Genomic DNA, 24,711 nt, shown 5'->3' with positions numbered 1-24,711 from the left:
GATGTAGTTACCGCTGAATATCAAACAATATGCGCCTAAAAATTGTATTTTTGCACCTAACATGATTTCGATAAACGACTTAACATTCCTCATAGGTTCCAGGGCTTTATATGACGAAGCAAACTGGCACATTAAACCAGGAGAAAGAATTGGCTTAATTGGTGCCAATGGAACGGGAAAATCCACTTTATTAAAAATAATTGTAGGAGAATACGCTCCTTCTTCAGGAAGCATTTCCATGTCCAAGGACTTGAAAATCGGGTATCTGAACCAGGATTTACTTTCTTACGAATCCCATCATACGATTCTGCATGTCGCCATGGAAGCCTTTGAGCGCCAGAACCAGATACATGACGAAATCGAAGAACTCTTAAAAAAGATTGAAACAGATTATTCTGAAGAAGTTCTTAACAAACTGAGCGATAAGCAGCAGGAGTTTGAGGCTTTGGACGGATATAATATCGAGTACAAAGCCAATGAGATCCTTGCAGGTCTGGGTTTCAGTACTGAAGATCAGCACCGCCCGCTGAATACCTTCTCAGGAGGATGGAGAATGCGTGTTATGCTGGCAAAGATCCTTTTGCAGACACCCGATATCCTTTTGCTGGATGAGCCTACCAACCACATGGATTTACCTTCCATCAAATGGCTGGAAACATATCTCTCAGGATTTGAAGGTGCCATTGTGATCGTTTCTCACGACAGGTACTTCCTGGACAAGATCGTCAACCGCATCGTGGAATCACGTAAGGGCAAACTGACTACCTATGCAGGAAACTACACCTTCTACCTGGAGGAGAAATCACTGCGTGGTGAAATCCAGAAAGGTGAGTTTAAGAATCAGCAGGCCAAGATCAAGCAGGAAGAGAAACTGATTGAGCGCTTTAAGGCCAAGGCAAGTAAGGCAAAAATGGCGCAGTCACGTATGAAGGCACTGGACAAACTGGAACGTGTAGAGGATGTGGATGACGACAACCCTACGGTAAACTTCAGTTTCAAGTTCACCAAACCGTCGGGCCGTCACGTGGTGAGAATTGAGAATGCCACAAAGAAATATCCAAATATAGATATCCTTGAAAACGCAGAAGCAGTGATTGAGAAGGGCGATAAAATTGCCCTGATCGGTGCCAACGGTAAAGGAAAATCGACTTTATTGAGAATGGTTGCCGGCGTAGAGAAATTTGAGGGATCATGTGAAACAGGGCATAACGTAACCACAACTTTCTTTGCACAGCATCAGCTGGAGTCGCTGCACCTCGGGAACAGCATCCTGGAGGAACTGCAGGCCTTTGCACCAAAACATACGGATACAGAATTACGCTCAATCCTGGGATGTTTCCTCTTCACCGGGGATGACGTGTTCAAGAAAATCAAAGTCCTTTCCGGAGGAGAAAAGTCGCGGGTTGCCCTGGCGAAATCGCTCACAACAGATTCCAACTTCCTCATCCTGGATGAGCCGACGAATCACCTGGACATACAGTCTGTAAACATCCTGATCCAGGCATTAAAACAGTTCGAAGGAACGTTTATCGCGGTATCTCACGACAGGTATTTCCTGGATAATGTAGCCAACAAAATCTGGTTCATCGAAGAAGAGCAGATCAAACAATACCCGGGTACCTACGCAGAATATGAGATCTGGAACAGCAAACGTGTAATTCCGGCAGCAAAAAATATTCCTGTAAAACCCGCAGAGAAAGAAGTGAAGCCAAAAGCTGAAGCGAAACCAGTAACAGCGAACAGTCAGCAGCAGCTGAAAAAACTTAATGATCAGCTACAGAAGATCGAACTGGAAACTGTCCAGCTGGATAAAGATGTGAAAGCTGTAGAAGCTCAGCTTGCTGACGAGACAGTATACAGTGATCAGGCCAAGCTTGCTGAGGCCAACAAAAAATATTTGACTGCAAAGCAGCTGCTGGATACGGCCCAGAATAAATGGGAAGAACTGGCTGCTGAAATTATGGAACTTGAAAGCAACTAATGATTAAACAGGGAGTATTGCTCTTTTTGAATTTGTTCATCCTGCAGATTGCCGCCGCACAGCAGCAGTTTGTGTACGATAACCAGGTGTATAACACTCAGATTAAAACTGTACAGTGTTTCAATGCACAAAAAGAGCAATCCCTTCCGGTCATTACCCTGGGCTCTTCCGAGAAGTTATCCTTCTCTTTTGACGATCTGCGCGGGGGAAGTAAAAATTACTGGTATACGGTAGAACACTGTACGTACGACTGGAAACCCTCAGGAATATCCGCCCTGGATTATCTGGATGGCACTACTGAAGACAGGATTGTAGACTATGCCTATTCTTCCAAAACCCTGCAGAAGTTTACACACTATACACTGAGCCTACCGAACGACCAGATCAAACCGAAACTCTCCGGCAACTACCTGCTGAAAGTGTATGAGGATGGCGACCAGAAAAAACCGGTCTGCTCACAGCGCTTTTTTATTACCGACAAACAGGTAAATATTAACACTCAGATCATGCCCAGCAATGAGGTGTCTCTCAGGTTCAGCAACCAGAAACTGAATGTTACAGTCAGTTACACAATCACGATCCAAAATCCATATTCAGATGTAAAAATGGTGCTCATGCAGAATGGCAACCCACTCACTGCCATTCTGAACACTAAGCCCACATTTGTAAAACCGGGATCTGTGATTTACAATGACCTGGGAAGTAATGATTTTCCGGGAAGCAATGAGTTCAGGAAATTTGATGCACGCAGCCTGCGTTATAAGGGTGAACGTGTACAGGAGATCTTCATGGACAGCACAAACCATATCGTCCTGTTTCAGGACCAGAATGGGAATGCACCAAAATATTCGCAGTATAACGATGATAACGGTGCCTTCTTTGTGCGCAACCAGGACAACCTTGATAACGATACTGACAGTGATTATGAGCATGTGCTCTTTACACTAAACTCCAAAACGCCTTCAGATAACGGAAGTATATACGTAACGGGCAGGTTTAACAACTACACGCTCAGAGAGGAAAACAAACTGAAATTTGATGCAGTAAAAAAGAAGTTTTTTGTTGAGCTGTACCTTAAACAGGGTGTTTATGATTACCAGTATATATGGAAAGACAATGCAACAGGCAAAGTTGACAATACCTCTTTTGAGGGTTCTTTCTTTGAAACTGAGAACGACTACCAGGCCTTTGTTTATTATCGCAGACCTGGCAGCCGCTGGGATGAGTTGATTGGTTATCAGATGGTCTCTACTGCTAAGTAGTTTTAAGCACCCAGACAGAAACGCTGCCCGCCTGGCAGGAGAAATCTGCCCATCCATCTTCACCTACAGTAACCTCTTCAGGTTTGTAGCCCAAAGCATCCACAAATACTTTACCTGCTTGTGCCGGTCCCATTTCCATATGTTTGAAGCCTTCTTCCCCATTACTTAACACAACGGCCAGCCCTGAATTTTCATGCTCAGCATCACCTTCCCTGGTAAAGCCAATGCAATTGGGATGGTCAAAATATTCGCGCTGGATACCATGTGCGGCATCGCGGCGCAGCCTCACCATCACATCCAGATGGGGCACGCCAATCAGTTCTACATCGGCATCGTTGCCATCCGTATCTTTATCGATGTATTTGGCACCATACAAATCAGGATAAAATACACATGGTATGCCTTGTTCCCTCAATAAGATCAGTGCATAAGCCAATGGACGGAACCAGAAATCCACATAGGCCTCCAGCGACTGCAGGGGCTGTGAATCATGGTTATCCACAAAGGTAACTGACAAATGCGGATGTGATTCTACCAGCGTATTGGTAAAAATCTGCCCCAAATCATACTCACTTCCCTGTTTGCCTGCTTCGTAGAAGTTGTGGTGGAGCATAGAGTCAAAGAGCTGCATCCTGCCTTCAGTAACATCTACATAATCTCTGAGTTTCTGCACATCATCAAGAATCCAGTTCTCGGCAACGATAAAGAAATCCCGTTCATATTTACCCTTCATATGATCCAGCCATTCTGCCAGATATCTGGGAGAGATATGTTTTACGGCATCCAGCCTGAATCCGCCCATGCTGCAGGTTTCATAATACCATTCTCCCCACCGCTTCAATTCCTCACGGACGGCCTTATTGCGGAACTCGATATCATTAAACATCAGATAATCATAATTGCCCATCTCATCAGAAGGGACATCTTCCCAGCCTTCACCATATTCATTTTGTATGGAGAAAATGGCTGTCTCCTGAAGGTCCTCTGCCCAGTCGATACCACTGAAGCAGCTTTTATCCCAGATAAATTCTGAGTATTTTCCCTTTCTGCCCGGGAAGGTGAACTTAGTCCATGCTTCAATTTCAAACTGATCAGAGATGAGTTCTGCGCGGTTCTCAGGATTGACACGTTTCACAGGTATCTTTTCCAGTTCATCTGCTCCGGCCTTGTGGTTAAAAACTACATCGGCAACCACCATGATCTCCTGATCATGCAGTGCCTTTATTGCCTGCAGGTATTCATCTTTGGTACCATACCTGGTAGGAACACTCCCCTTCTGGTCGAACTCCCCGAGGTCAAACAAGTCGTAACAATCGTAACCTACAGAGTTTTCCCCTTCTGTCGATTTGTAGGCTGGCGGCAGCCACGCTCCGGTTATTCCTAAGTCTTTCAGTGATTTAGCCTCAGCAGAGACTTTCTTCCATAATTTTATTTCGTCGTTGTAGTACCAGTGAAAATACTGAACCAGAGTTTGATTAATCATTATTCGATATACGTTTTTCTATGAGCGCACAGACATAACATGATTGGCAGTTTTTTGTTTACTTTTGCAGCCAATATGAGCACAAAAGCTAAACATCCTAAAAATTCACTCACAGTGATGAATGAACTGGTTTTACCAAACGATACCAATACCCTGAATAATTTGATGGGGGGCAGGTTATTGCACTGGATGGATATCGCCGCAGCGATTTCTGCACAGAAACATTGCAACAGGATCGTGGTAACCGCGTCAGTGGATAATGTATCGTTTCAGCATGCGATAAAACTGGGGGATGTGATCACGATTGAGGCCAAGGTTACCCGTGCTTTTCATACTTCCGTAGAAGTGCGCATGGATGTATGGGCGGAAAATATCCCTTCCGGTACCCGTATCAAATCGAACGAAGCCTTTTATACTTTTGTGGCAGTAGACCAGAGTGGCCGTCCTATTCCGGTGCCTGAGCTTTCTCCGGAGACTGAAGAAGAGATTGAACTGTTTGCCGGTGCGTTGAGGAGAAGGCAGTTACGCCTGATCCTGGCAGGCAAGATGGACGCAAGTGATGCCAAAGAACTTAAGGCGCTATTTTTTAAAGAAAACTAAACAGGCAGCACTGTAAACAGTGCTGCAAATATTTTAGCTGCCCATTTCAAGGATCTTATCAAATTCTGTAGCTTTCAGTTGCATGACTGATAGCCTGCCCTGTTTTACCAACGAAATATCCTTCAGGCTTTCTTCAGCCTTGATCTGCTCCAGTGAGACAGGATTTTTAAGTGTTTCTACCGGCGACAAGTCCACCACTACCCAATTGGCGTCATCTGTAGTGGGATCCTGGTAAAACTCCCTTACTACCTTAGCAATACCAACCACATTTTTTCCTTCATTGCTATGGTAAAAAAGAACCAGGTCGCCTTCTTTCATCAGCTTGATATTATTGCGGGCCTGGTAGTTTCTTACACCGTCCCAGAAGGTACGCCCGTCTTTATTGAATTGTTCCCAGCTATATTTAAAAGGTTCAGATTTAACTAAAAAATAGTTCATTGTTTTATTTAAGGGTAAATTAATGTATCATTTTAAACAGGAGCTCTTTTAACAGTTCGCCATCGGTAACATTTCCCGTACTGTCAACACCCTTGCTTTTGAGGTCATATTCTCTCAGCAAGCTGATGATATCAAAGGTTTTGTTCATGTTGTAATTCCGCGCCGCCAGCTCGTAGTCCTTCACAAAGTAAGGGTTTACACCCAGCTCTTTGGCCGCATCATTTTTATTCTGAAGATAATGGTACTTCAGAATCTTTGAAAAGTAAGAATTGAGGTTTGCCATAACCATGACCATGGGGTTAGCCTTGAGATTATCAGCAAAGTAGTTGATGATCTGGTTTGACTTCAATACATTCCGGGCTGCCAGTGCTTTCTGTAGCTCAAACACATTATACTCCTTACTTATACCTATGTTTTTTTGAATGAGGTCAGTATCGATAGTCGTTTCCTTACTGATATTGAGCATCAGTTTTTCCAGCTCATTGGAGATCTTGGACAGGTCTGCACCCAGATATTCTGCCATCAGGGCCGAAGCCTGAGGAGCGATCTTCATCCCCTTTTCCTTTACCAGGTCTTCGATCCACTGGGCAAGTTTGTAATCCCTGACAGGGTCTGACTGAAAGACCACACCATTTTTAGTGATCGATTTGAACAGCTTTTTGCGTTTATCGAAGTTCGCATATTTGTAGCCCAGTACCAGGATCGTGCTGCTGAGCGGGTTTTCAAAATAGCTCTGTACAAACTCAGCCTGCTTACTGCTTCCTTCTGTTTCTTTAGACCATTTGAGGTCCTGCGCTTCCTTGACCACAATCAGCTGGTAGTCTGACATCATCGGATACCGTTTTGCCGCATTGAGAATTGTGGCCATATCAGTATCCTTACCATACAAAACCGTCTGGTTAAAGCCCTTCTCCATATCGTTCAGAATATGCTGTTCCATATAATGAATGATCTGATCAATATAGTACGGTTCTTCACCGTGCAGGAGGTATACAGGCTTAAACTTTTTAGCTTTAAGGTCTTTTATAATATCGGAAGCAGTCATAAATTATTCAAATGTAACGGCTTCAAACTAATTATTAAAGGTTATTTTTGCACAAATGGCATTTACACCAACAGCATTGAATCTTCCGCCCTATCCATTCAGGATTACGCTGAAAGAAGACCAGCATTTTATATTCGATGAGGTAAGGAAGAAACATCTTGTTCTCACACCTGAGGAATGGGTAAGGCAACATTTTATCCAGTACCTGATCAAAGATAAAAAGTTTCCGAGGTCACTGATACAAATTGAAGGCGGACTGAGTCTAAACCAGTTACAAAAGCGCACCGACATTGTGATCTTTAATACTTCCGGAGAACGGATTATGGTCATTGAATGTAAGGCGCCCGCAGTAAAAATTTCTCAGGCAGTATTTGACCAGGCAGCAAGATATAATTCTATACACAAGGCCCGGTGGCTGGTGGTGACTAATGGCTTGAAACATTGTTATGCACAAATTGACCACATCAGCTCCGCATTCCGGTTTTTTGAGGAATTACCAGAATACCAGTCGCTCTAAATAAAAAAGACATACAGATATCTATGCATCATAGTATCTGTATGTCTTTACGTTTTGAATCTACAGCGCAGCTAAGGACTCTTCGATAATCTTAATCTTTGCATCCGCATCAGCCTTCTTATTTCTTTCGTTATGAATAATTTCAGGCTTGGCATTTTGTACAAAACGCTCATTGCCCAGCTTTGCATCCACTGATTTCAGGAATCCCTGTAAATACGTCAGCTCTGCATTTAAACGAATTTTCTCAGCTTCCACGTCGATAGTTTCATTCAGCTGGATAAAGAACTCATCGTTCCCTACCATAAATGCCGAGGCACCGCTTACTTTATCATTCACAAAATCAACCTCAGTAATATTAGCCAGTTTGGAAATGATCGTTAACCATTTATCGTAGGCAATAGCAGAATTGACTTTGATACACAGGGGCAGGGCTTCTTTTGGTGAAATCTGTTTGGTGTTACGGATATTACGCACTTCTGCAACAATCCCTTTTACGGTTTCCACATCTTTCAGCAGTGCAACATCAGCAGTACCTACAACAGGGTATGGCGCTACAATAATGCAGTCCAGTTCACCTTTTACACCAAAGATCTCATCATGCCAAAGCTCTTCAGTAAGGAAAGGCATGAAAGGATGCAGGAGGCTTAATACCTTCTCAAAAAATCCGATAGTAGCCTTCAGTGTAGCGGCATCAACCGGGTGCTGATAAACAGGTTTAACCATCTCCAGATACCAGGCACAGAAATCGTCCCATACCAGTTTATAGGTAGTCATGAGCGCTTCCGATAAACGGTACTGATTAAAGTTATCTTCAATTTCGGCCAATGCTTCATTGAAGCGGTTTTCGAACCACAGGATTGCCTGCTCATTAGGATTTGGCAATGTTTCATCCACTTCCCATCCTTTGATCAGACGGAAGGCATTCCATATTTTGTTGGCAAAATTCCTGCCCTGTTCACAATAACTTTCATCAAACATCAGGTCGTTACCAGCAGGAGAGCACAATAACATACCAACCCTCACCCCGTCAGCACCGTACTTCTCAATCAGGCCGATCGGATCAGGAGAATTTCCAAGGGATTTCGACATTTTGCGTCCCAGCTTATCACGAACGATCCCTGTCAGGTATACATTGGTAAAGGGCTTTTTACCCATAAACTCATGCCCTGCCATGATCATACGTGCCACCCAGAAGAAAAGAATCTCCGGAGCAGTCACCAGGTCATTTGTAGGATAATAATAATTGATGTCCTTGTTTCCCGGCTCCTTAAAGCCATTGAAAACTGATATCGGCCATAACCATGACGAGAACCAGGTATCCATCACGTCATCATCCTGCCTGATAAAAGGCGCCAGCTGATGTTTAAAACCATTGGCTTCCTCTTCAGAGAATTTGCCATCGATATCTTTTACTTTAAGAAACTCGTTCAGTGCTTCTTCTTTTGTCTTGGCTACTACCCAGTTGCCTTTATCATCATACCATGCCGGGATACGTTGACCCCACCATAGCTGACGGCTGATATTCCAGTCGCGCACATTCTCCATCCAGTGACGGTAAGTATTTACAAACTTCTCCGGGATCAGTTTCACCTCACCATTGAGCACATCGGCTAAAGCAGGTTTTGCCATCTCGTCCATCTTGCAGAACCACTGCATTGACAGTTTTGGCTCTATTGCTGCATCTGTACGCTCAGAGAATCCTACCTGTGATTTGTAATCTTCCACCTTCTCCAGATGACCGGCTTCGTCCAGCAGCACCGCAATTTTCTTTCTTGCGATAAAGCGGTCTTCGCCTACCAGGATCACAGCCAGTTCATTCAGGGTACCGTCATCATTCAGGATATCGATAACCGGAAGTTTATGTTTTACGCCCAGTTCATAATCGTTAAGATCATGTGCAGGTGTTACTTTTAAGCAACCCGTACCAAAATCCATTGTCACATATTCATCCTCAATGATGGGAATCTCACGGTTGATCAGGGGTACGAATACTGTTTTACCTTTCAGATGTGTATAACGCTCATCATTAGGGTTGATACAAATCGCTGCATCCGCCATTATCGTTTCCGGACGTGTAGTAGCAACTGTCAGGTATTCTACATCACCATCGGCACTGGCCGGAGCGATAGAGTATTTGATATAATAAAGCTTTTGATTTACCTCTTTACGGATTACCTCTTCATCAGAAACTGCGGTTTTCCCGGCAGGGTCCCAGTTTACCATACGGATACCGCGATAAATCCTGCCCTTTTTGTAAAGATCTACAAAGCAGTCGATCACCGCTTCCGAGAGGTCATCCTCCATCGTAAAGCGCGTACGCTCCCAATCACAGCTGGCGCCGAGTTTCTTCAGCTGCTCCAGAATGATGCCTCCGTATTTCTCTTTCCATTCCCAGGCATAAGCCATGAATTCTTCACGCGTAAGATCTTTCTTACTGATGCCCCTCTCCTTCAACATCGCTACCACCTTGGCTTCAGTAGCAATCGAAGCATGGTCTGTACCTGGTACCCAGCAGGCATTTTTTCCCTGCATCCTGGCACGGCGGATCATCACATCCTGAATCGTATTGTTTAACATATGGCCCATGTGTAAGACTCCAGTCACATTGGGTGGAGGAATTACAATTGTATAAGGCTCACGCTCATCAGGTTCTGAATGAAAAAAGTTCTTTTCCATCCAATAGCTGTACCACTTATCTTCGGTTTCGGCAGGATCGTATTTAGTAGAAATGCTCATTATCGTATAAAAAATATCGGGGTTGAACTACAAAAATAAGATTTTTGAAGGAGAATGTTTATGCTTTCCACTCTTCATCGAGAATTGCAAATTCAAAACTGTCCATCCAGCCGGTTTTAAGCGGCAATATCTGCCTTTTTCTACCCTCCTGAGTCATACCCGCTTTTTCCAGCACACGGATAGAAGCCAGGTTTTCTACAGCACAGCCCGCCTCAATACGGTGCAGCTTTAAGCGGCCGAAACCAAAACCAATCACAGCTTTGATGGCCTCGGTAGCATATCCTTTATTCCAGTGTTCTACGTTGATCTTATACCAAACTTCTGCACTGTTGAATTTGGAAGAGGAAAGTTTCAGGGCGATCAGACCAATAAAACCACCTTTTTCAAATTCCACTGTAAAGGTGTAATTCTTGATGGTACGTTTCTGATGGTCGCTGATCCAGCCATCCACGATAATATTTGTTTCTTCGAGATCTTTGGGAATACCCAGGGTATTATATTGGTCTGTCTCTGCAAGATGATGCAGCAGATGTATGGCTTCAAGATCTGCCATCTCCACTAATCTTAGCTTTAAGCGCGCTGTAAAAAATTTTAATTCAGCCATTTATGCGTTCAGTTGTATGTATTTGGTTCTATGTTCAGCCACAAATATAGTAAATAAGAAAAGCTGCTGGGGATACCGCAGCCTGAAACAAATCCGGAAGAGGGTCGTATGACACAAATTACTGAGACTATTAATATAATTTTTAACATCCACACAATAATAAATGTTAAAATATGTTAATACTATATAATTCATTATTATCCAGCTATGAAAACGATCAAAGTATCCCTACTCCCGGGATTAATCATAAAAAAGCTCGGCCTGACCAAGATCTACTATTGGTTTAACAGGTAATATTTTTATTAGAATACCTTTTAGCAGCTACATTTTATTACTTTCAGCCTTCGGTACCACTCAACCTGTTATATCATTCCTGACAGGGTTTATTTGAGGTACCTGTTATTAACTGAAAGCAATGAAACCTAAACATCTGAAAAGCTGCATGGCAGCCTTAGGCATTATAGCAGCAAGCTATACATCCTATGCTCAACAAGCGCCAAAAAAATTCATTGATCCTGCAAATATGGATCTGACTGTAAAACCAGGAGATAATTTCTATGAGTACGCAAGTGGTACCTGGATCAAGAACAACCCTGTTCCTGCAAAAGAAACACGCTGGGGAAGTTTTAATGAACTCCGGGATTTTAATATCAATGCCGTAAAAAGTATCGTGGAAGATGCAGCAGCTGATCAGTCTGCCCCGGCAGGATCCGTTAAAAAACGCGTAGGAGATTTTTACGCCGCAGCAATGGATACAGCAACCATCGAAAAGTTAGGTTACACACCGATCAAGGCTGATCTTGCAAGAATCAGCAAGATTAAAGATCTGCAGGGTGTGATCGATGAAGCAATATCGATGCGCACATCAGGTATCGGATCGCCAATGTTCAGCTTCGGCGTAGCACAGGACAGAAAAAATGTAACAAAATATGTAGTATCTCTGGGACAGGGAGGAACAACTTTGCCCGACCGCGATTATTACCTGAAAGATGATGCCCGTTCTGTAAAGATCCGCCAGGCATACACAACCTACCTGACTACCCTGTTTACCCTTACAGGCTCTTCTGCTGCTGAAGCGGAGCAAAAAGCAAAAACGGTAATGGCCATTGAAAAATCTCTGGCCGAAGCGCAGATGCCCCGCGTAGAGATGCGTGATCCTTATAAAACGTATAACAAGTTTACAGTAGCCGATTTCAGCGCTACTACTCCAAACCTGAAATGGAATGCCATTTTACCAAAATTAATGGTAACAGGGCAGGATACAGTTTTGGTATCACAGCCTAAATTCTTTGTCGCTTTAGACGGAATGTTGAAAAATGTAAGTGTGGCCGACTGGAAAACATACCTGCAATGGTCAGTACTGAAAGGTTCAGCCGGAAGTTTGAGTTCTCCATTTGTGAAGGCCAGCTTTGCTTTCAACCAGGCTCAGACAGGTCAGAAGGTAGAAACACCAAGATGGCAACGCATGTCGTCATTAACTGACGGCGCAATTGGTGAGTTGTTAGGCCAGCTTTATGTAGCAAAATACTTCAAACCAGAGGCAAAAGCCAGGATGACTGAGCTGATCAAAAACCTGCGTACGGCATTTGAAATCCGTATTAAAGGCCTGGAATGGATGAGTGATGCTACCAAAGAAAAAGCGCTGGCGAAACTGCATGCATTTGTTCCAAAAATCGGTTATCCAGAGAAGTGGAAAAACTATGATGGATTGACAATCGGGCGTACTACTTATTTCCAAAACCTGAGAAATACAGGCGTTTGGGGATATAAAGAAATGGTATCACAACTTGGAAAACCTGTAGACCGTACGCGATTTGGCATGACACCTCCAACGGTGAATGCTTATTACAGTGCTACCATGAACGAGATTGTTTTCCCTGCCGGGATATTGCAATTCCCTTTCTTTGCTCCTGATGCAGACGATGCTGTTAATTATGGCGGTATCGGTGCTGTAATTGGGCACGAAATGTCGCACGGGTTTGATGATAGTGGTAGCCAGTATGATAAAGATGGTAACCTGCGCAATTGGTGGACAGCTGAAGACCGTAAAAACTTTGAAGCTAAAACCAAAGCTTTGGGCGAACAGTTTGATGCCTACACCGTGCTGGATACGGTACACGTTATCGGTAAACTGACGATGGGCGAAAATATTGGTGATCTGGGTGGTTTAAATGCTGCCTACACAGCTTTCAAACTTACTAAACAAGGTCAGTCTAACGAGAAAATTGATGGTTTTACTCCTGACCAGCGCTTCTTCCTGTCATGGGCACAGGTATGGAGAGGAAATATCCTTCCTGAAAGTGCTGCACAGCTGATTAAAACTGATCCACACTCTCCGGGTGAGTTCAGAACAATCGGTGCACCTGTAAATATGGATGCATGGTATAAAGCATTTGATGTGCAGCCAGGCGATAAGCTGTACAAAAAACCAGAAGACAGAATCAGAATGTGGTAAGCCAGAACCACACCTGAGCAAAAGCGCCGCCCCGGATCATACCAGGGCGGCGCTTTTCGTTTGGTAAGTATTTTTAGAACTTATATCCTATACCGGCACCCAGTAACCATGGATTGATTTTTACATCAGCCTTCATATTTCCCAAAACCGGTGCAAGCTCAGGATTTGCTGCTGGTGTCAGGTTAGCGCCATCAACAGTGGTTGTGGTAGACAAAAAGATCTTTTTCAGATCTATATTCACAAAAAATCTTTTGCTGATATCAATGTCCACACCGGCCTGTGCTGCAAATGCAAACTTGTTTTTGTATGCAATATCTTTCACTACCGGCCCCTGGTCTGCACTGTAAAATATGGTATAGTTGATACCTGCTCCAAGGTAGGGATTGAATATTCCCACAGGATAGTGATACTGAAGTGTCAGCGTTGGTGGCAGCAGCCACACCTTGCCCAGATCAACACTGGCATTGCTGGCGGCGCCGATTGCGCTGAGGTCTGAACCCACAGTGCTGACTTTATGCCGGGTGGTACCCAGTATGAGCTCTGCTGCCCAGTGAGGGGTAAAATAATACGTAAAATCCAGTTCTGGAATAAATGAATTGGAGATTTTGGCATCCCCGCCAATTACCCCAACCGAGGCACTCTCCTGTGGCAGGACTCCTACACCCCGGAGCCTGATTTTCCACCTGTAGGGACTTTCTGAAACTTTACTATCGGCCACCTGGCCAAAAACGCTCATTCCTGCAATCATTATTGCTGCAAATACGAATAACCTTTTCATAATAACTTGATTTATTTTGAAACAAATCTATCGTCATCACCAGGTTTAAATAATGTGTTACAGCACCCACAGATATGATAGTGGTCATAAAAGTTTTAGCCACTGTATTTTTCCCGGACTTTTTTTGGCAGCTTGTCCAGCACCATCTGTCTCGATTCGGCAATTCTTTTTTTCAGTTCCGCAGCAGGCATCACTTCCAGATCTGCCAGACCTATCCATTGTCTTTTTGCGAGATGATATGCCTGGCTGATACCGTCACGCGCAATCAGCTCATCAAACTCTTCAGGGTCACATTTCATGGCCAGATTTCCACCTGAGAGTGAGCTCATCACAAAGATCTTTTTTTCTATCATGAAGCAGAGGTTGTCATCCCATTTTACGTCTTCCGTAGTCCCCGGCAGACTCAGACAATATTCCCGGAACATTTCTATATCCATCATCAATATAATTTAAGCTAATTTAAGGAAATAGGATAAATTTGCAGGAATGAATATTATTACCCCTACAGGAGACGGCTCCAATACTTTGTATAACGAAACCATTGGCGAACATTATCACTCCAAACATGGCGCCCTGCAGGAGAGCAAACATGTATTTATAGATGCAGGCCTCAAACATGCTCAGGAAAGCTTCCCTGATCAGCCCCTGCAAATCCTGGAAATCGGTTTTGGGACAGGATTGAATTTCCTGATGACTGCTGCCTTTGCCGCCGAACAACATCTGCACATCAATTACACAGGTATCGAGGCTTATCCACTAGGCCGCGAAGAACTGAGCGCTACGCTGTATGACCAGTATGTGCCTGCGGAAATCTGGGAAAACTTTATCAGCAACTATGATCAGGCGCTCACAAAATCAACAGCAGTAAACAGCCGCCTGCAGCTGACCATTCCTCATATTACGCTGCAGGAATTCCATACCGAAGAGCGCTTCGACCTGGTTTACTTTGATGCCTTTTCGGTGCAGCATCAGCCGGAAATGTGGTCTGAGGAGATCATCGGCCATGTCTGCTCTTTCCTAAAACCCGGAGGTATCTTTGTCACGTATGCCATTACCGGCAAGCTGAAGAGGGCACTGAAAAGTTTTGGCATGAGCATCGAGAAACTGCCGGGTGCACCCGGAAAAAGGGAAATGCTGCGCGCTATAAAAAACACCCAAACATGTCATCCCTAAAATTGTTCTTCATAGATCTAAGACAATAAAAATGGATAAAAGAAAATTAGGAAGTACAGATCTACTGGTTTCTCCAATTACTTTTGGAGGTAATGTTTTTGGCTGGACACTGGACGAGGCAAAATCTTTTGAAATACTTGACGGTTTCTTTGAAGCTGGGTTCAACTTTGTGGACACCGCTGATACCTATTCGAGATGGGTAGAAGGAAATGAAGGTGGTGAATCTGAAAAGATCATCGGCAAATGGATGAAAGCAAGAAATAACCGTAATAAGGTGATCCTGGCTACAAAAGTTGGTGGCGATATGGGCAGCGGAAAAAAAAGCCTGGCGAAAGCACATATCATCGCATCGATAGATGGCTCTTTAAAGCGTTTGCAAACAGATTACGTTGATTTGTATCAGTCGCACTATGACGATCCTGAGACGCCAATTGAGGAAAGCCTGGAAGCCTATGACCAGCTGATCAGAGCGGGTAAAGTCAGGTGGATCGGTGCCTCAAACTTCAGTGCCGGGCGATTGAAAGAATCCCTGGACATCAGTCAGCGCCTGAGCCTTCCGAAATATCAGAGTTTTCAGCCTGAGTACAATTTGTACAAAAGGGAAAACTTTGAAAAGGAATTTGAGCAGATTTGTCTGGACAATAAGCTTGGCGTAATTGGATATTACTCACTGGCCAGCGGCTTCCTCACAGGAAAATACCGTTCTGAGGCCGACTTCGGAAAAAGCAAAAGAGGCGCTGGCATCAAAGCCTATATGAACGACAGGGGATTTAAAATTCTGAAGGCTCTGGATGAAGTGTCGGAACAATACAATTCTGCTCCCGCAAGCGTAGCTTTGGCATGGCTGATTGCCAGACCATCAGTTACGGCTCCGATCGCCAGTGTCACCAGCCTGACGCAACTTGAAGAACTCACAAGGGCCGCAGCATTAAAACTGAATGTAGAAGATATAGCAATTCTGGACGAAGCAAGTTCCTGGTAGCACGCCTATGAAAAACGTCTCTCTCCCATTTTATGCCAAACTGGCTTTGGTATTATTTGCCATTATCTGCCTGGGATACCTTGCCATTCTTGGACAAAGTATCCTGGCACCTTTAATGGCTTCAGTATTGCTGGCTTTTTTACTCCTGCCCCTGGCAAATTTCCTGCAGTTTAAATGCAGGTTGAAAAGAGGCCTGGCTTCTATCGTTTCTGTCGTGTTGATGATCGCTGTTATAGCAGGGATCATGGCTTTTCTCGCCAATCAGCTGAGTGACCTCGGACAGGACTGGCCGCTGCTGAAACAACAGGCTACACATTCCTTTGAAGAACTGCAGCACTGGGTGTCAAGAACTTTCCATGTAAATGCCCACAAACAGATAGATTATCTGAGAAACAGCGCTGCAAATGCTATCGCCACCAGTGCTACCGTTGTTGGCGTTACGCTGATGACGCTTTCATCCACGCTCCTCTTCCTGGCTTTCCTGCTGTTGTTTACCTTTTTTATCCTGAACTATCGTGGGGTTCTCTACTCCTTTTTAAAGGCGGTATTTAAGGAAGAGCACGAACAAAAGGTGAGTGACATTGTGGGGCAGATACAGTACATTACCAAACGTTATATCCTCGGTTTATTTTTGCAGATGCTGATCGTTACCGGACTGATGGTGACCGTACTGAGCATCCTCGGTGTAAAATATGCGGTACTCCTGGGTCTGATCACGGGAATCTTTAACCTCGTTCCCTATGTAGGCATCTTCTCAGCGCTGCTCATCAGTATCCTGATTACTTTTGCTACTGCCGGTGCCGCAAAGGTGCTGCTGGTGATTATTGCATTTGTTGCTGTGCACGCCCTTGACGGCAATATCCTGATGCCACTGGTAGTGGGCTCAAAAGTAAAGATCAATGCCCTGTTCGCCTTCATCGGTATTGTAGTGGGAGAAATGATCTGGGGTATCTCGGGCATGTTTCTCTGTATCCCCTATCTGGCGATGCTGAAAATCATCTTTGACAGAGTTGATGAACTCAAACCATGGGGAATCCTGCTGGGTGAAAAAGTTAATCCTTCGAAGAAGAGAAAAGTGTACCGCATCACCAAAAAGATCAAACTGGAAGAACCTGAATAGAAAATTGTACTTTTGCCTTTCAACCTTATCATCATGCCCAATACTATTCCACCCGTAACAGCAACAGATCCATCATCAGCGTTTTTAAGATTGTTAACCATACTGGACTCCCTGAGAACAGAGTGTCCCTGGGACAAAAAACAGACGATGGAGACGCTGCGTCACCTGACGATAGAAGAAACGTATGAGCTTTCTGATGCGATCCTGGACGGCGATCTGCAGGAGGTTAAAAAAGAATTGGGCGATGTAATGATGCACCTTGTATTTTACGCAAGGATAGCCTCAGAAACTAACGACTTTACGATTGTCGATGTGCTGAACAGCGTTTGCGACAAACTGATTAACCGCCACCCGCATATCTATGGGGATGTGGAGGTACAGGATGAAGCAGATGTAAAAAGAAACTGGGAGCAGATCAAGCTCAAAGAAGGAAACAAGTCTGTTCTTGGCGGTGTGCCTGCCTCCCTGCCTGCATTGGTGAAGGCCGGCAGGATACAGGAGAAAGCCCGTGGCATTGGTTTCGACTGGGACAACAAGACGCAGGTTTGGGACAAGGTTGAAGAGGAACTTGCAGAGTTCAAAAATGAGTACAATACCGTAGATAACGAAGCCATAGACATTGAGAAAGCAGAAAGCGAATTCGGCGACCTGATTTTCTCACTGGTGAACTATGCCAGATTTATCGGGATCAATCCCGAAAATGCGCTGGAAAAAACCAACAAGAAGTTCATCAAGAGGTTCCAGTATATCGAAAGCAAGGCCCAGGAAAGTGGAAAAGCGCTCCAGGATATGACACTTGCAGAAATGGATGTTTACTGGAACGAAGCGAAGACTTTGAAATAAGGACTTTCTACGAGTGCTTTTTCTTCATGGTCATCTTAGCCTTCTGGCCAATGCCGTAGTTATAGTTTTTCGTGTTGCTCTCTTTCTTTTCGTGATACGCTCCGCCACCGGCAGGCTCATCAGTCTTGGTTTTTACGACGCGATTTTTATCCTGAGCTTTTGCCTTTGTTTGTTTCTCGATCAGCAGCTCTTCAGGAAGATCTGAAATCTCCATCTTCTGTCCTATAGACTGCTCGATCTTTTTCACCTGTACCAGCTCCATATCGGTAGCAAAAGTGATAGCCACTACTTCTTCAGGATTTTCTTTATTTTTGATGATCCTGCTCAGGAAAGTTTCCTTTTCTTCAGGTACTTCGAAATGGAAAATGAAAGGCAATCCATCCAGGTTTAAAGCGCCTTCGCCCTCATTGGCAACTACCAGTACCCTGGCTTCAGGACTTTGCTTGAAGTCTTCGAAATCATCAAAGCCATCTTCATCAAAATGCAGGGGCTTTAACATGGAATACTCCATCTCTTTACTGCTGGCAATGCTTTTTGTCAGTTTCTGTGCAGCTAATCTTGTATTCACAAATACAACTACCTTATCGAAAACCTCATCATCACGCAGGAGATGATGCAGCAGATTTACTTTTGTCTTGTAGTTAGGGAGATGGTATAAAACCTGGCTGACAGTTTCAGCTTTGGTATCTCCAAAGTCTTCCACTTCGATCGTAGTTGGGAAGTTCATAAACTGATCTGTCATCTTGGTCAGTTTCTCATGAACTACTTCTGTAAAAACCAGGTGCTGGCATTTTCCTGCACTTCTGGCCAGCTCACATACCGGCAGCTGCATGCCCTGCTTGATGATCAGCTCAGCATCATCCACAATAAATGTCTGCAGTTTGCTGAGATTTAAGCCCAGTTTCAGATAGATGGCCCTTGCACGTGGTGGCGTGGCTACCACGATGTCAATACCCAGCACAAGCTCATTGATTTCTGCCTCTACACCTCCAGTACCGTAAAGACCCACGATATTGAGGTCGCGGTTTTTGCTGAGCGATACAAACTGATCGATTACAGCAATAGCCCGGTCTTTGTCGGCCACCAGGATCAGCACCTTCGGCGCGTCGTCCTTTGTGTATTTTAAACGCATCAAAACCCCAAGAATATAAGTTGTTGTTTTCCCCGATCCTTCAGGTCCTACAGCAAGTACATCTTGTCCCCCAAGGATTCTCGACATTGTTTTTGCCTGAATTTCTTTCGGGGTTAAGTAGCCGGCATCAGTCATTGCTGTTACCAGGGACTTACTAAGTTTTAATTTATCTAACGACACAGTTTTACAGTTAAAATTGATATTGCAGCAAATTTACGCAAATAAGCCCAACATCCGGTATGATCTGCTGCCGGAAATTGTAAATTAGCGCATTAACTAATATTTACTCCAATGAAACGAACGTTACTCAGCCTGTTTATACTGAGCACATCACTAAGCGTATTTTCCCAGGATGCAGTAAGCTACCAGCTGCCTCCAAAAGCCATGGCCGACCTGCTGCTGGCGAAACCTACCCCAACCATCAGCATTGACGGCAAAGCCGAATGGATTTTACTCAGCGAACGCAACACCTACTCTTCTGTAGAACAGCTGGCTATGCCGGAAGTACGGATTGCAGGTTTAAGGATAAACCCGGCAAACTTTTCACTCAGCAGGCAGTCTTACATCAGCAACTTCAGCCTGCAGAATGTTAAAACTGGCAAAACTAGCGCAATCAGCGGATTGCCGGTGCCTCTTGCTGCCGGTATTCCGGAATGGAATCCCGGGGATACCAAAATCTCCTTTACCAATACCACAGCAAAGGGAGTAGATCTTTACGTGATCGACGTAGCAACGGCGAAAGCCACTAAAGTGAACAAACAGCCATTGAACGTCATCTTAGGAAACGGGATAAGCTGGATCGATTCTGAAACCATTCTCTACAGGGTGGCTACAAAACCAGCATCGGCAATGCCACAAAAACCATTGATGCCCAAAGGCCCTACCGTACAGCAAAACCTTGGCAAAACTTCTCCCAGTGCTACTTTCCAGGATTTGATCAGATCTCCTTACGACGAACAGTTGTTTGAGTTTTTTGGCACCTCGCAACTGGTACAATATAAAAACGGGGTTCAGACCCTCATTGGAAAACCGGCGATTTATGCCAATGTCAATGTATCTCCCGACAAAAAATACCTGCTCGAGAAAACCATCAACAAACCTTTTTCTTACCTGGTGACCTCCCGTGGGTTTCCTTCTACCGTGAAAGTGACAGACCTTAGCGGCAAAACTGTGAAGGTGCTGGCAGAGCTCCCTTCTACCGAAGGTACTCCATCAGGATATGACAATACACAAAATGTTACGCGTGATTACGACTGGCGCGATGATGAGGCTGCAACGCTCACATGGGTAAAGCCACTGGACAGCGGGCTGATCAAAAACAAGGTGCAGTTTCATGATGCTGTATTTGCCCTCAGTGCTCCTTTCAATGGCAGTGCAAAAGAATTGTTCAAAACTGAAACCCGTTATCGCGGCACAGTCTGGGGAAATACCACAATGGCCCTCGTATACGAAGGTCTGCGCAGTAAGCAAACCAGTAAAGTAAGCCGTTATAACCCTTCAACGGGTAATGTTGAAACGCTTTACGCAGTGAACCAGACGGATGCGTACAACAACCCGGGAACTCCTGTAACTACAAAAAATAACTTTGGCCGCAGTGTGGTACAAACTGTAGATAACGGAACGAAACTACTGATGAATAATACCGTAGGTTCATCGCCTAAAGGTGACCTGCCTTTTCTGGCGAAGTTTGACCTTGATACCAAAAAGAACGACGTGATCTGGCGTAGTGCTGAAGGTACCTTTGAATATGTTGCCGATGTCATCGATGCGAACAAGCTGGTTCTGCTGACAAGAAGGGAATCACAGAAAGATGTTCCCAATTACTTTATCAAAAACCTTAAACTACGTATCGCCGACAGAGCGGTGACGCAGTTCAGCAATCCTTATCCTTCGCTGGAGGGTATCATCAAAGAAAAGATCTCTTACAAACGCTCGGATGGTGTAGACCTGACAGGTAATTTATATCTGCCAAAGGGTTATGACAAAGCTAAAGATGGCCCCCTGCCAACGCTGATATGGGCATACCCGCGGGAATTTAACTCGGCCACAGATGCCGCACAGATCAGGGGTTCAAAAGACCGTTTTACGATGATCAGCTGGGCGTCCCCAATCTTCTGGGTAACTCAGGGATATGCGGTGCTGGATGAAGCGGAAATGCCAATCGTTGCTAAAGAAGGGAAGAAACCAAATGATACCTATGTAGAACAACTGGTAGCAAATGCAGAAGCCGCAATTAATAAACTTTCAGACCTGGGAGTGGGCGACAGGAACCGTATGGCTGTGGGCGGACATAGCTACGGAGCATTCATGACGGCCAACCTGCTGGCTCATACCAACCTGTTTAAAGCCGGACTTGCCCGCAGCGGTGCCTACAACAGAACCTTAACGCCTTTCGGTTTTCAGAACGAAGAGCGTACCTACTGGGATGTGCCGCAGTTGTATTATGAGATGAGTCCGTTTAGCTATGCCAACAAGATCAAAACCCCGCTTTTACTGATCCATGGTGATTCTGATGATAACCCGGGAACCTTTCCGATTAACAGCGAACGTTTGTTTAACGCCATTAAAGGATTTGGTGGCACGACGAGGTTTGTATTTTTACCTTACGAGGCACACAGCTACCGCGGCAAGGAAAACCTGCTACACATGTTATGGGAGATGAATAACTGGTTAGATACCTATGTAAAAAAGGTAAAATAGATTGACCCTTTTTGATATTGCCCCGCAGCTTACAGATCTGCGGGGCATATTAAATTATTTAAACCTGATGGCTTTGAGGGGAGATACCCTGCTCACCAGCATGGAAGGCAGTATCAGTACAAGCAAACAGATCACCAGTGTTGCGAGATTGAGCAACAGGATATCTGTAAGATGAAATTCAATGGGCACATACGCCAAATAATAAGATGACTGGTTGAGTTTGAAGATATGGGTATACTGTTGTAAAAATCCCAGTCCCAGCCCCAGTACATTGCCCAGCAGCAGTCCCAGCCCTACCAGGTACAGTGCGTTATAAAGAAAGACCTTCATCACACTGTAATCCGTCATTCCGAAGGCTTTCAGCATCCCGATCATATTGGTACGCTCCAGTATCATGATCAGCAGGGCCGTAATCATATTGATCACACCAACAATCATCATCAGGATCAGCAATACCTTAGTATTGACATCCAGCAATGACAACCAGGTGAAGATGTTTGGAAAATATTCCTGCACAGATTCTGATTTCAGGTTCATATCCAGATTTGAATAAATCTCTTCAGAGACCGGCTGCAGCGCTGAAAAATTCTTCAGCCTGATTTCTATTCCACCAATCTGGTTGGGTTCCCAGTTGTTCAGTCTCCTGATGATATTGATATCGCCCAACACAAAACCTTTGTCAATTTCTTCGACCCCGATATCATAGATACCTACAATCTTGAAAGGACGCTTGCGTGGCGGATTCTGCACAAAATACATGATAAAGGTATCACCGGTTTTCAGCTTGAGCCTGTTTGCAGTAAAAGCAGAGATCATGATCTCTTTGGTGGCCTTAAGGCTGTCGGTAAAATCTATCACCCTGCCTGTCACCAGATGCTTCCGGATATAATTCCAGTTAAAACTACTGTCTATCCCCTTGAAGTTAATACCCTCCACTTCATCATTGGCTGAAATAATTGCCGGTTTGGTGGCGTAGGGCTGATAGAAGAGAATATTTTTATTGTTTTTAAGATCGGAGAGCGTTTTTGATGAGGGCACAAAAGGTGTAAGCTCAAAAGAATTGTTAAGATCCAGTTTGAAGACCCTGACATCTCCAACATAACCCCTTACTTTTTCCTGAATTTCTGTTTTGAAACCCTTGATTATAGCTACAGAAAGCATCATTACAGCCAGACTGAGCATTACGCCCGAGATAGCGATACGAACAATCAACTTGGAGAAGGTACGCTCAGATTTGATGGCAATACGCCTGGCTATGAAATATTCTGTATTCAAATTTTTTCAATAAACTGTAACTTAGCAAAAATGGTTATTTGATTTTAAATTCAACTATAATTAATTAAAAAAGGTACTGAATGAAACTATTCCCAAGATTAACCTATCCGCTCGCTCTTTTGGTCCTTGCTGTGCAGGCCTGCGATGCCAGTCCGAAAGCAGCTAAAAGTACAAACATATCAACATCCGTACTTGTGGCAGACAGTTCAAAAAAAACTGAATCAGCAATGCTTACCGGTGCAGAACAGACGGAGAAATATCTGCCGCTGCTGAAGGGTAAGCGTGTGGGCATGGTGGTTAATCCTACTTCTGTAATAGGTCAAATGACCAGCGTGGACAGCCTGATCAAGGTTGGGGTAAATATCGTGAAGATCTTTGGCCCTGAGCATGGCTTCAGAGGTGATGCCAGTGCGGGCATTACCGTAAACGATGCCATCGATGAGAAAACAGGCATCAAGGCTATCTCCCTGTATGGGAAACACAATACGCCCAGCACGGAAGATTTAGCGGACATCGATATCATGGTTTTTGATATCCAGGATGTGGGTGTCCGTTTTTACACTTACATCAATACCCTGCAGCATGTGATGCAGGCCTGTGCTGAAAACAAAAAAGAGCTGCTGATTCTGGACCGGCCCAATCCAAACGGGTTTTACGTAGATGGCCCTGTATTAGATCCGCGGTTGGTGTCGGGAATCGGTTTAAAGCCTATACCTATCGTTCATGGACTTACTGTTGGCGAATATGCACAGATGCTGAATGGCGAAGGCTGGTTAAACAACAAGCTGAAGTGTAATATCAACATCATCGAAGTAGCCAACTATTCCCATGACATGCCCTATGAATTGCCCGTGAAGCCTTCCCCAAATCTCAATACGCAGCAATCAATTTTATTATATCCTACACTGTGCCTGTTTGAAGGCACATATTTAAGTCAGGGTCGCGGTACTCAGTTTCCATTTAGTGTACTGGGAGCACCGGCACTGAAAGGAAAATACAAGTTTTCCTTCACCCCAAAAAGTATAAAGGGAATGGCAGAAACACCCTTGCACCAGGACCAGGCCTGTTATGGTTTAGACCTCAGAAATTATGATATTTCAAACATTAGAAAGGATAAAACGTTAAATATTAAGTGGCTGATCGAATTGTATAAAGCTTACCCAAACAAAGCTGACTTCTTCAATATGAAACTGAGTAAGCAAATGGGTAGTATTGATAAGCTTGCGGGAGTGTATACCCTAAAGGAACAGATCATCGCAGGTAAATCTGAAAAGGAGATCAGGGCAAGCTGGGAACCCGGTTTAAGCCGCTACAAGGAGATACGCAAGAAATACCTTTTGTATCCTTAACTTAAAAATCTACGAATATGAATACTGAACCAAAAAAGAAAAACGACAAACCAAGCAGTAATGTTCAGGAGCCTGTTCCTGAAGATAAAGTTGACCAGGGAAACAAAGCTGTAAAAAAGCCTGAGGATAAAGATTATACAAAAGATAATCCACAATATAAAGATCCTGCAAAACAGCGGGAAAGGGAGGAACAGCCTGTTGATCCTATCAAAAAAGCTCCGGCAAAAGATTAAAGAAA

At 44.2% G+C, this 24,711-nt stretch carries 21 protein-coding genes; 12 read left to right on the top strand and 9 right to left on the bottom strand.

Going from position 1 to position 24,711, the window contains the following annotated elements:
• Positions 1–61 precede the first annotated feature (61 nt).
• Both OQY15_RS12910 and OQY15_RS12905 read left to right on the top strand, forming a co-directional pair.
• A complete protein-coding gene (locus OQY15_RS12910) occupies positions 62–1,981 on the top strand; it encodes an ABC-F family ATP-binding cassette domain-containing protein (RefSeq protein ID WP_265792179.1) in 1,920 nt (639 codons plus the stop codon).
• On the top strand, positions 1,981–3,243 hold the full coding sequence (locus OQY15_RS12905) for a DUF5103 domain-containing protein (RefSeq protein WP_265792178.1): 1,263 nt from the start codon (positions 1,981–1,983) through the stop codon (positions 3,241–3,243). Before OQY15_RS12910 ends, OQY15_RS12905 begins: the two co-directional genes overlap by 1 nt.
• On the opposite strand, the gene OQY15_RS12900 is transcribed toward OQY15_RS12905, so the two are convergent.
• Entirely contained in the window at positions 3,236–4,726 is a 1,491-nt protein-coding gene (locus tag OQY15_RS12900; RefSeq protein WP_265792177.1) for an alpha-amylase, read from the bottom strand. The two genes, OQY15_RS12905 and OQY15_RS12900, sit on opposite strands and share 8 nt — an antisense overlap.
• 75 nt (positions 4,727–4,801) lie before the next feature.
• Between OQY15_RS12900 and OQY15_RS12895 the strand changes: the two genes are divergently transcribed.
• Positions 4,802–5,326 (top strand): acyl-CoA thioesterase, encoded by a 525-nt coding sequence (locus OQY15_RS12895; RefSeq protein ID WP_265792176.1) that lies wholly within the window; start codon positions 4,802–4,804, stop codon positions 5,324–5,326.
• A 33-nt stretch (positions 5,327–5,359) separates the two neighbouring features.
• Here the strand turns inward: OQY15_RS12895 and OQY15_RS12890 are convergent, their stop codons facing one another.
• Together OQY15_RS12890 and holA are read right to left on the bottom strand one after the other, a co-directional pair.
• Complete coding sequence (locus OQY15_RS12890) at positions 5,360–5,764, bottom strand: EVE domain-containing protein (RefSeq protein WP_265792175.1); 405 nt, start codon at positions 5,762–5,764, stop codon at positions 5,360–5,362.
• A gap of 19 nt (positions 5,765–5,783) precedes the next feature.
• Complete coding sequence (gene holA, locus OQY15_RS12885) at positions 5,784–6,809, bottom strand: DNA polymerase III subunit delta (RefSeq protein WP_265792174.1); 1,026 nt, start codon at positions 6,807–6,809, stop codon at positions 5,784–5,786.
• Positions 6,810–6,864: 55 nt separating this feature from the next.
• On the opposite strand from holA, the gene OQY15_RS12880 reads away from it, so the two are divergent.
• A complete protein-coding gene (locus tag OQY15_RS12880; RefSeq protein WP_265792173.1) occupies positions 6,865–7,326 on the top strand; it encodes a type I restriction enzyme HsdR N-terminal domain-containing protein in 462 nt (153 codons plus the stop codon).
• Positions 7,327–7,386: 60 nt separating this feature from the next.
• On the opposite strand, the gene OQY15_RS12875 is transcribed toward OQY15_RS12880, so the two are convergent.
• Together OQY15_RS12875 and OQY15_RS12870 are read right to left on the bottom strand one after the other, a co-directional pair.
• Positions 7,387–10,062, bottom strand: coding sequence for a valine--tRNA ligase (locus tag OQY15_RS12875; protein ID WP_265792172.1), 2,676 nt, complete (start codon positions 10,060–10,062; stop codon positions 7,387–7,389).
• Between the two features lie 58 nt (positions 10,063–10,120).
• Positions 10,121–10,666, bottom strand: a complete 546-nt coding sequence (locus tag OQY15_RS12870) for a GNAT family protein (protein WP_265792171.1) — start codon at positions 10,664–10,666, stop codon at positions 10,121–10,123.
• A gap of 415 nt (positions 10,667–11,081) precedes the next feature.
• Between OQY15_RS12870 and OQY15_RS12865 the strand changes: the two genes are divergently transcribed.
• Positions 11,082–13,121, top strand: a complete 2,040-nt coding sequence (locus OQY15_RS12865) for a M13 family metallopeptidase (protein WP_265792170.1) — start codon at positions 11,082–11,084, stop codon at positions 13,119–13,121.
• A gap of 73 nt (positions 13,122–13,194) precedes the next feature.
• Here the strand turns inward: OQY15_RS12865 and OQY15_RS12860 are convergent, their stop codons facing one another.
• Together OQY15_RS12860 and OQY15_RS12855 are read right to left on the bottom strand one after the other, a co-directional pair.
• Positions 13,195–13,899, bottom strand: coding sequence for an OmpW family outer membrane protein (locus OQY15_RS12860; protein ID WP_265792169.1), 705 nt, complete (start codon positions 13,897–13,899; stop codon positions 13,195–13,197).
• 95 nt (positions 13,900–13,994) lie between these two features.
• Positions 13,995–14,339, bottom strand: coding sequence for an MmcQ/YjbR family DNA-binding protein (locus tag OQY15_RS12855; protein WP_265792168.1), 345 nt, complete (start codon positions 14,337–14,339; stop codon positions 13,995–13,997).
• A gap of 46 nt (positions 14,340–14,385) precedes the next feature.
• On the opposite strand from OQY15_RS12855, the gene mnmD reads away from it, so the two are divergent.
• Genes mnmD through mazG form a run of 4 tightly spaced genes read left to right on the top strand, consistent with a single transcriptional unit; the run spans position 14,386 to position 18,017 of the window.
• Positions 14,386–15,072, top strand: a complete 687-nt coding sequence (gene mnmD, locus OQY15_RS12850; protein ID WP_265792167.1) for a tRNA (5-methylaminomethyl-2-thiouridine)(34)-methyltransferase MnmD — start codon at positions 14,386–14,388, stop codon at positions 15,070–15,072.
• 31 nt (positions 15,073–15,103) lie between these two features.
• The gene (locus tag OQY15_RS12845) at positions 15,104–16,054 is read left to right on the top strand and encodes an aldo/keto reductase (protein WP_265792166.1); all 951 of its coding nucleotides are present in this window, start codon (positions 15,104–15,106) and stop codon (positions 16,052–16,054) included.
• A gap of 7 nt (positions 16,055–16,061) precedes the next feature.
• Complete coding sequence (locus tag OQY15_RS12840; RefSeq protein WP_265792165.1) at positions 16,062–17,174, top strand: AI-2E family transporter; 1,113 nt, start codon at positions 16,062–16,064, stop codon at positions 17,172–17,174.
• Between the two features lie 33 nt (positions 17,175–17,207).
• Positions 17,208–18,017, top strand: coding sequence for a nucleoside triphosphate pyrophosphohydrolase (mazG, locus tag OQY15_RS12835; RefSeq protein ID WP_265792164.1), 810 nt, complete (start codon positions 17,208–17,210; stop codon positions 18,015–18,017).
• Positions 18,018–18,024: 7 nt separating this feature from the next.
• Here mazG and OQY15_RS12830 read toward each other — a convergent pair whose 3' ends face one another.
• Positions 18,025–19,329 carry a DEAD/DEAH box helicase gene (locus OQY15_RS12830; protein WP_265792163.1) on the bottom strand — a complete coding sequence of 435 codons (1,305 nt, stop codon included), beginning with the start codon at positions 19,327–19,329 and terminating at the stop codon, positions 18,025–18,027.
• A gap of 111 nt (positions 19,330–19,440) precedes the next feature.
• On the opposite strand from OQY15_RS12830, the gene OQY15_RS12825 reads away from it, so the two are divergent.
• On the top strand, positions 19,441–21,849 hold the full coding sequence (locus tag OQY15_RS12825; RefSeq protein ID WP_265792162.1) for a prolyl oligopeptidase family serine peptidase: 2,409 nt from the start codon (positions 19,441–19,443) through the stop codon (positions 21,847–21,849).
• A gap of 54 nt (positions 21,850–21,903) precedes the next feature.
• On the opposite strand, the gene OQY15_RS12820 is transcribed toward OQY15_RS12825, so the two are convergent.
• Positions 21,904–23,124 carry an FtsX-like permease family protein gene (locus tag OQY15_RS12820; protein WP_265792161.1) on the bottom strand — a complete coding sequence of 407 codons (1,221 nt, stop codon included), beginning with the start codon at positions 23,122–23,124 and terminating at the stop codon, positions 21,904–21,906.
• Between the two features lie 80 nt (positions 23,125–23,204).
• Between OQY15_RS12820 and OQY15_RS12815 the strand changes: the two genes are divergently transcribed.
• Together OQY15_RS12815 and OQY15_RS12810 are read left to right on the top strand one after the other, a co-directional pair.
• Positions 23,205–24,473 (top strand): DUF1343 domain-containing protein, encoded by a 1,269-nt coding sequence (locus tag OQY15_RS12815; RefSeq protein WP_265792160.1) that lies wholly within the window; start codon positions 23,205–23,207, stop codon positions 24,471–24,473.
• A gap of 17 nt (positions 24,474–24,490) precedes the next feature.
• Positions 24,491–24,706 (top strand): hypothetical protein, encoded by a 216-nt coding sequence (locus OQY15_RS12810; protein ID WP_265792159.1) that lies wholly within the window; start codon positions 24,491–24,493, stop codon positions 24,704–24,706.
• Positions 24,707–24,711 lie beyond the last annotated feature (5 nt).

Origin of the sequence: Pedobacter sp. MC2016-15 (assembly GCF_026239695.1) — a bacterium.
Lineage (GTDB): Bacteria > Bacteroidota > Bacteroidia > Sphingobacteriales > Sphingobacteriaceae > Pedobacter.
Note: the sequence above shows the minus strand (reverse complement) of the source record. Positions and strands in the feature narration are given on the sequence as shown.

Bases quoted from the DNA above. Each gene is read 5' to 3' on its own strand.
- OQY15_RS12865 (WP_265792170.1), top strand. From the start codon at position 11,082: ATGAAACCTAAACATCTGAAAAGCTGCATGGCAGCCTTAGGCATTATA.
- OQY15_RS12890 (WP_265792175.1), bottom strand. From the start codon at position 5,764: ATGAACTATTTTTTAGTTAAATCTGAACCTTTTAAATATAGCTGGGAA.
- OQY15_RS12810 (WP_265792159.1), top strand. From the start codon at position 24,491: ATGAATACTGAACCAAAAAAGAAAAACGACAAACCAAGCAGTAATGTT.
- OQY15_RS12855 (WP_265792168.1), bottom strand. From the start codon at position 14,339: ATGATGGATATAGAAATGTTCCGGGAATATTGTCTGAGTCTGCCGGGG.
- OQY15_RS12880 (WP_265792173.1), top strand. From the start codon at position 6,865: ATGGCATTTACACCAACAGCATTGAATCTTCCGCCCTATCCATTCAGG.
- mnmD (WP_265792167.1), top strand. From the start codon at position 14,386: ATGAATATTATTACCCCTACAGGAGACGGCTCCAATACTTTGTATAAC.
- OQY15_RS12815 (WP_265792160.1), top strand. From the start codon at position 23,205: ATGAAACTATTCCCAAGATTAACCTATCCGCTCGCTCTTTTGGTCCTT.
- OQY15_RS12825 (WP_265792162.1), top strand. From the start codon at position 19,441: ATGAAACGAACGTTACTCAGCCTGTTTATACTGAGCACATCACTAAGC.
- OQY15_RS12895 (WP_265792176.1), top strand. From the start codon at position 4,802: ATGAGCACAAAAGCTAAACATCCTAAAAATTCACTCACAGTGATGAAT.
- OQY15_RS12860 (WP_265792169.1), bottom strand. From the start codon at position 13,899: ATGAAAAGGTTATTCGTATTTGCAGCAATAATGATTGCAGGAATGAGC.
- OQY15_RS12840 (WP_265792165.1), top strand. From the start codon at position 16,062: ATGAAAAACGTCTCTCTCCCATTTTATGCCAAACTGGCTTTGGTATTA.
- holA (WP_265792174.1), bottom strand. From the start codon at position 6,809: ATGACTGCTTCCGATATTATAAAAGACCTTAAAGCTAAAAAGTTTAAG.
- OQY15_RS12870 (WP_265792171.1), bottom strand. From the start codon at position 10,666: ATGGCTGAATTAAAATTTTTTACAGCGCGCTTAAAGCTAAGATTAGTG.
- OQY15_RS12845 (WP_265792166.1), top strand. From the start codon at position 15,104: ATGGATAAAAGAAAATTAGGAAGTACAGATCTACTGGTTTCTCCAATT.
- OQY15_RS12910 (WP_265792179.1), top strand. From the start codon at position 62: ATGATTTCGATAAACGACTTAACATTCCTCATAGGTTCCAGGGCTTTA.
- OQY15_RS12905 (WP_265792178.1), top strand. From the start codon at position 1,981: ATGATTAAACAGGGAGTATTGCTCTTTTTGAATTTGTTCATCCTGCAG.
- OQY15_RS12875 (WP_265792172.1), bottom strand. From the start codon at position 10,062: ATGAGCATTTCTACTAAATACGATCCTGCCGAAACCGAAGATAAGTGG.
- mazG (WP_265792164.1), top strand. From the start codon at position 17,208: ATGCCCAATACTATTCCACCCGTAACAGCAACAGATCCATCATCAGCG.
- OQY15_RS12900 (WP_265792177.1), bottom strand. From the start codon at position 4,726: ATGATTAATCAAACTCTGGTTCAGTATTTTCACTGGTACTACAACGAC.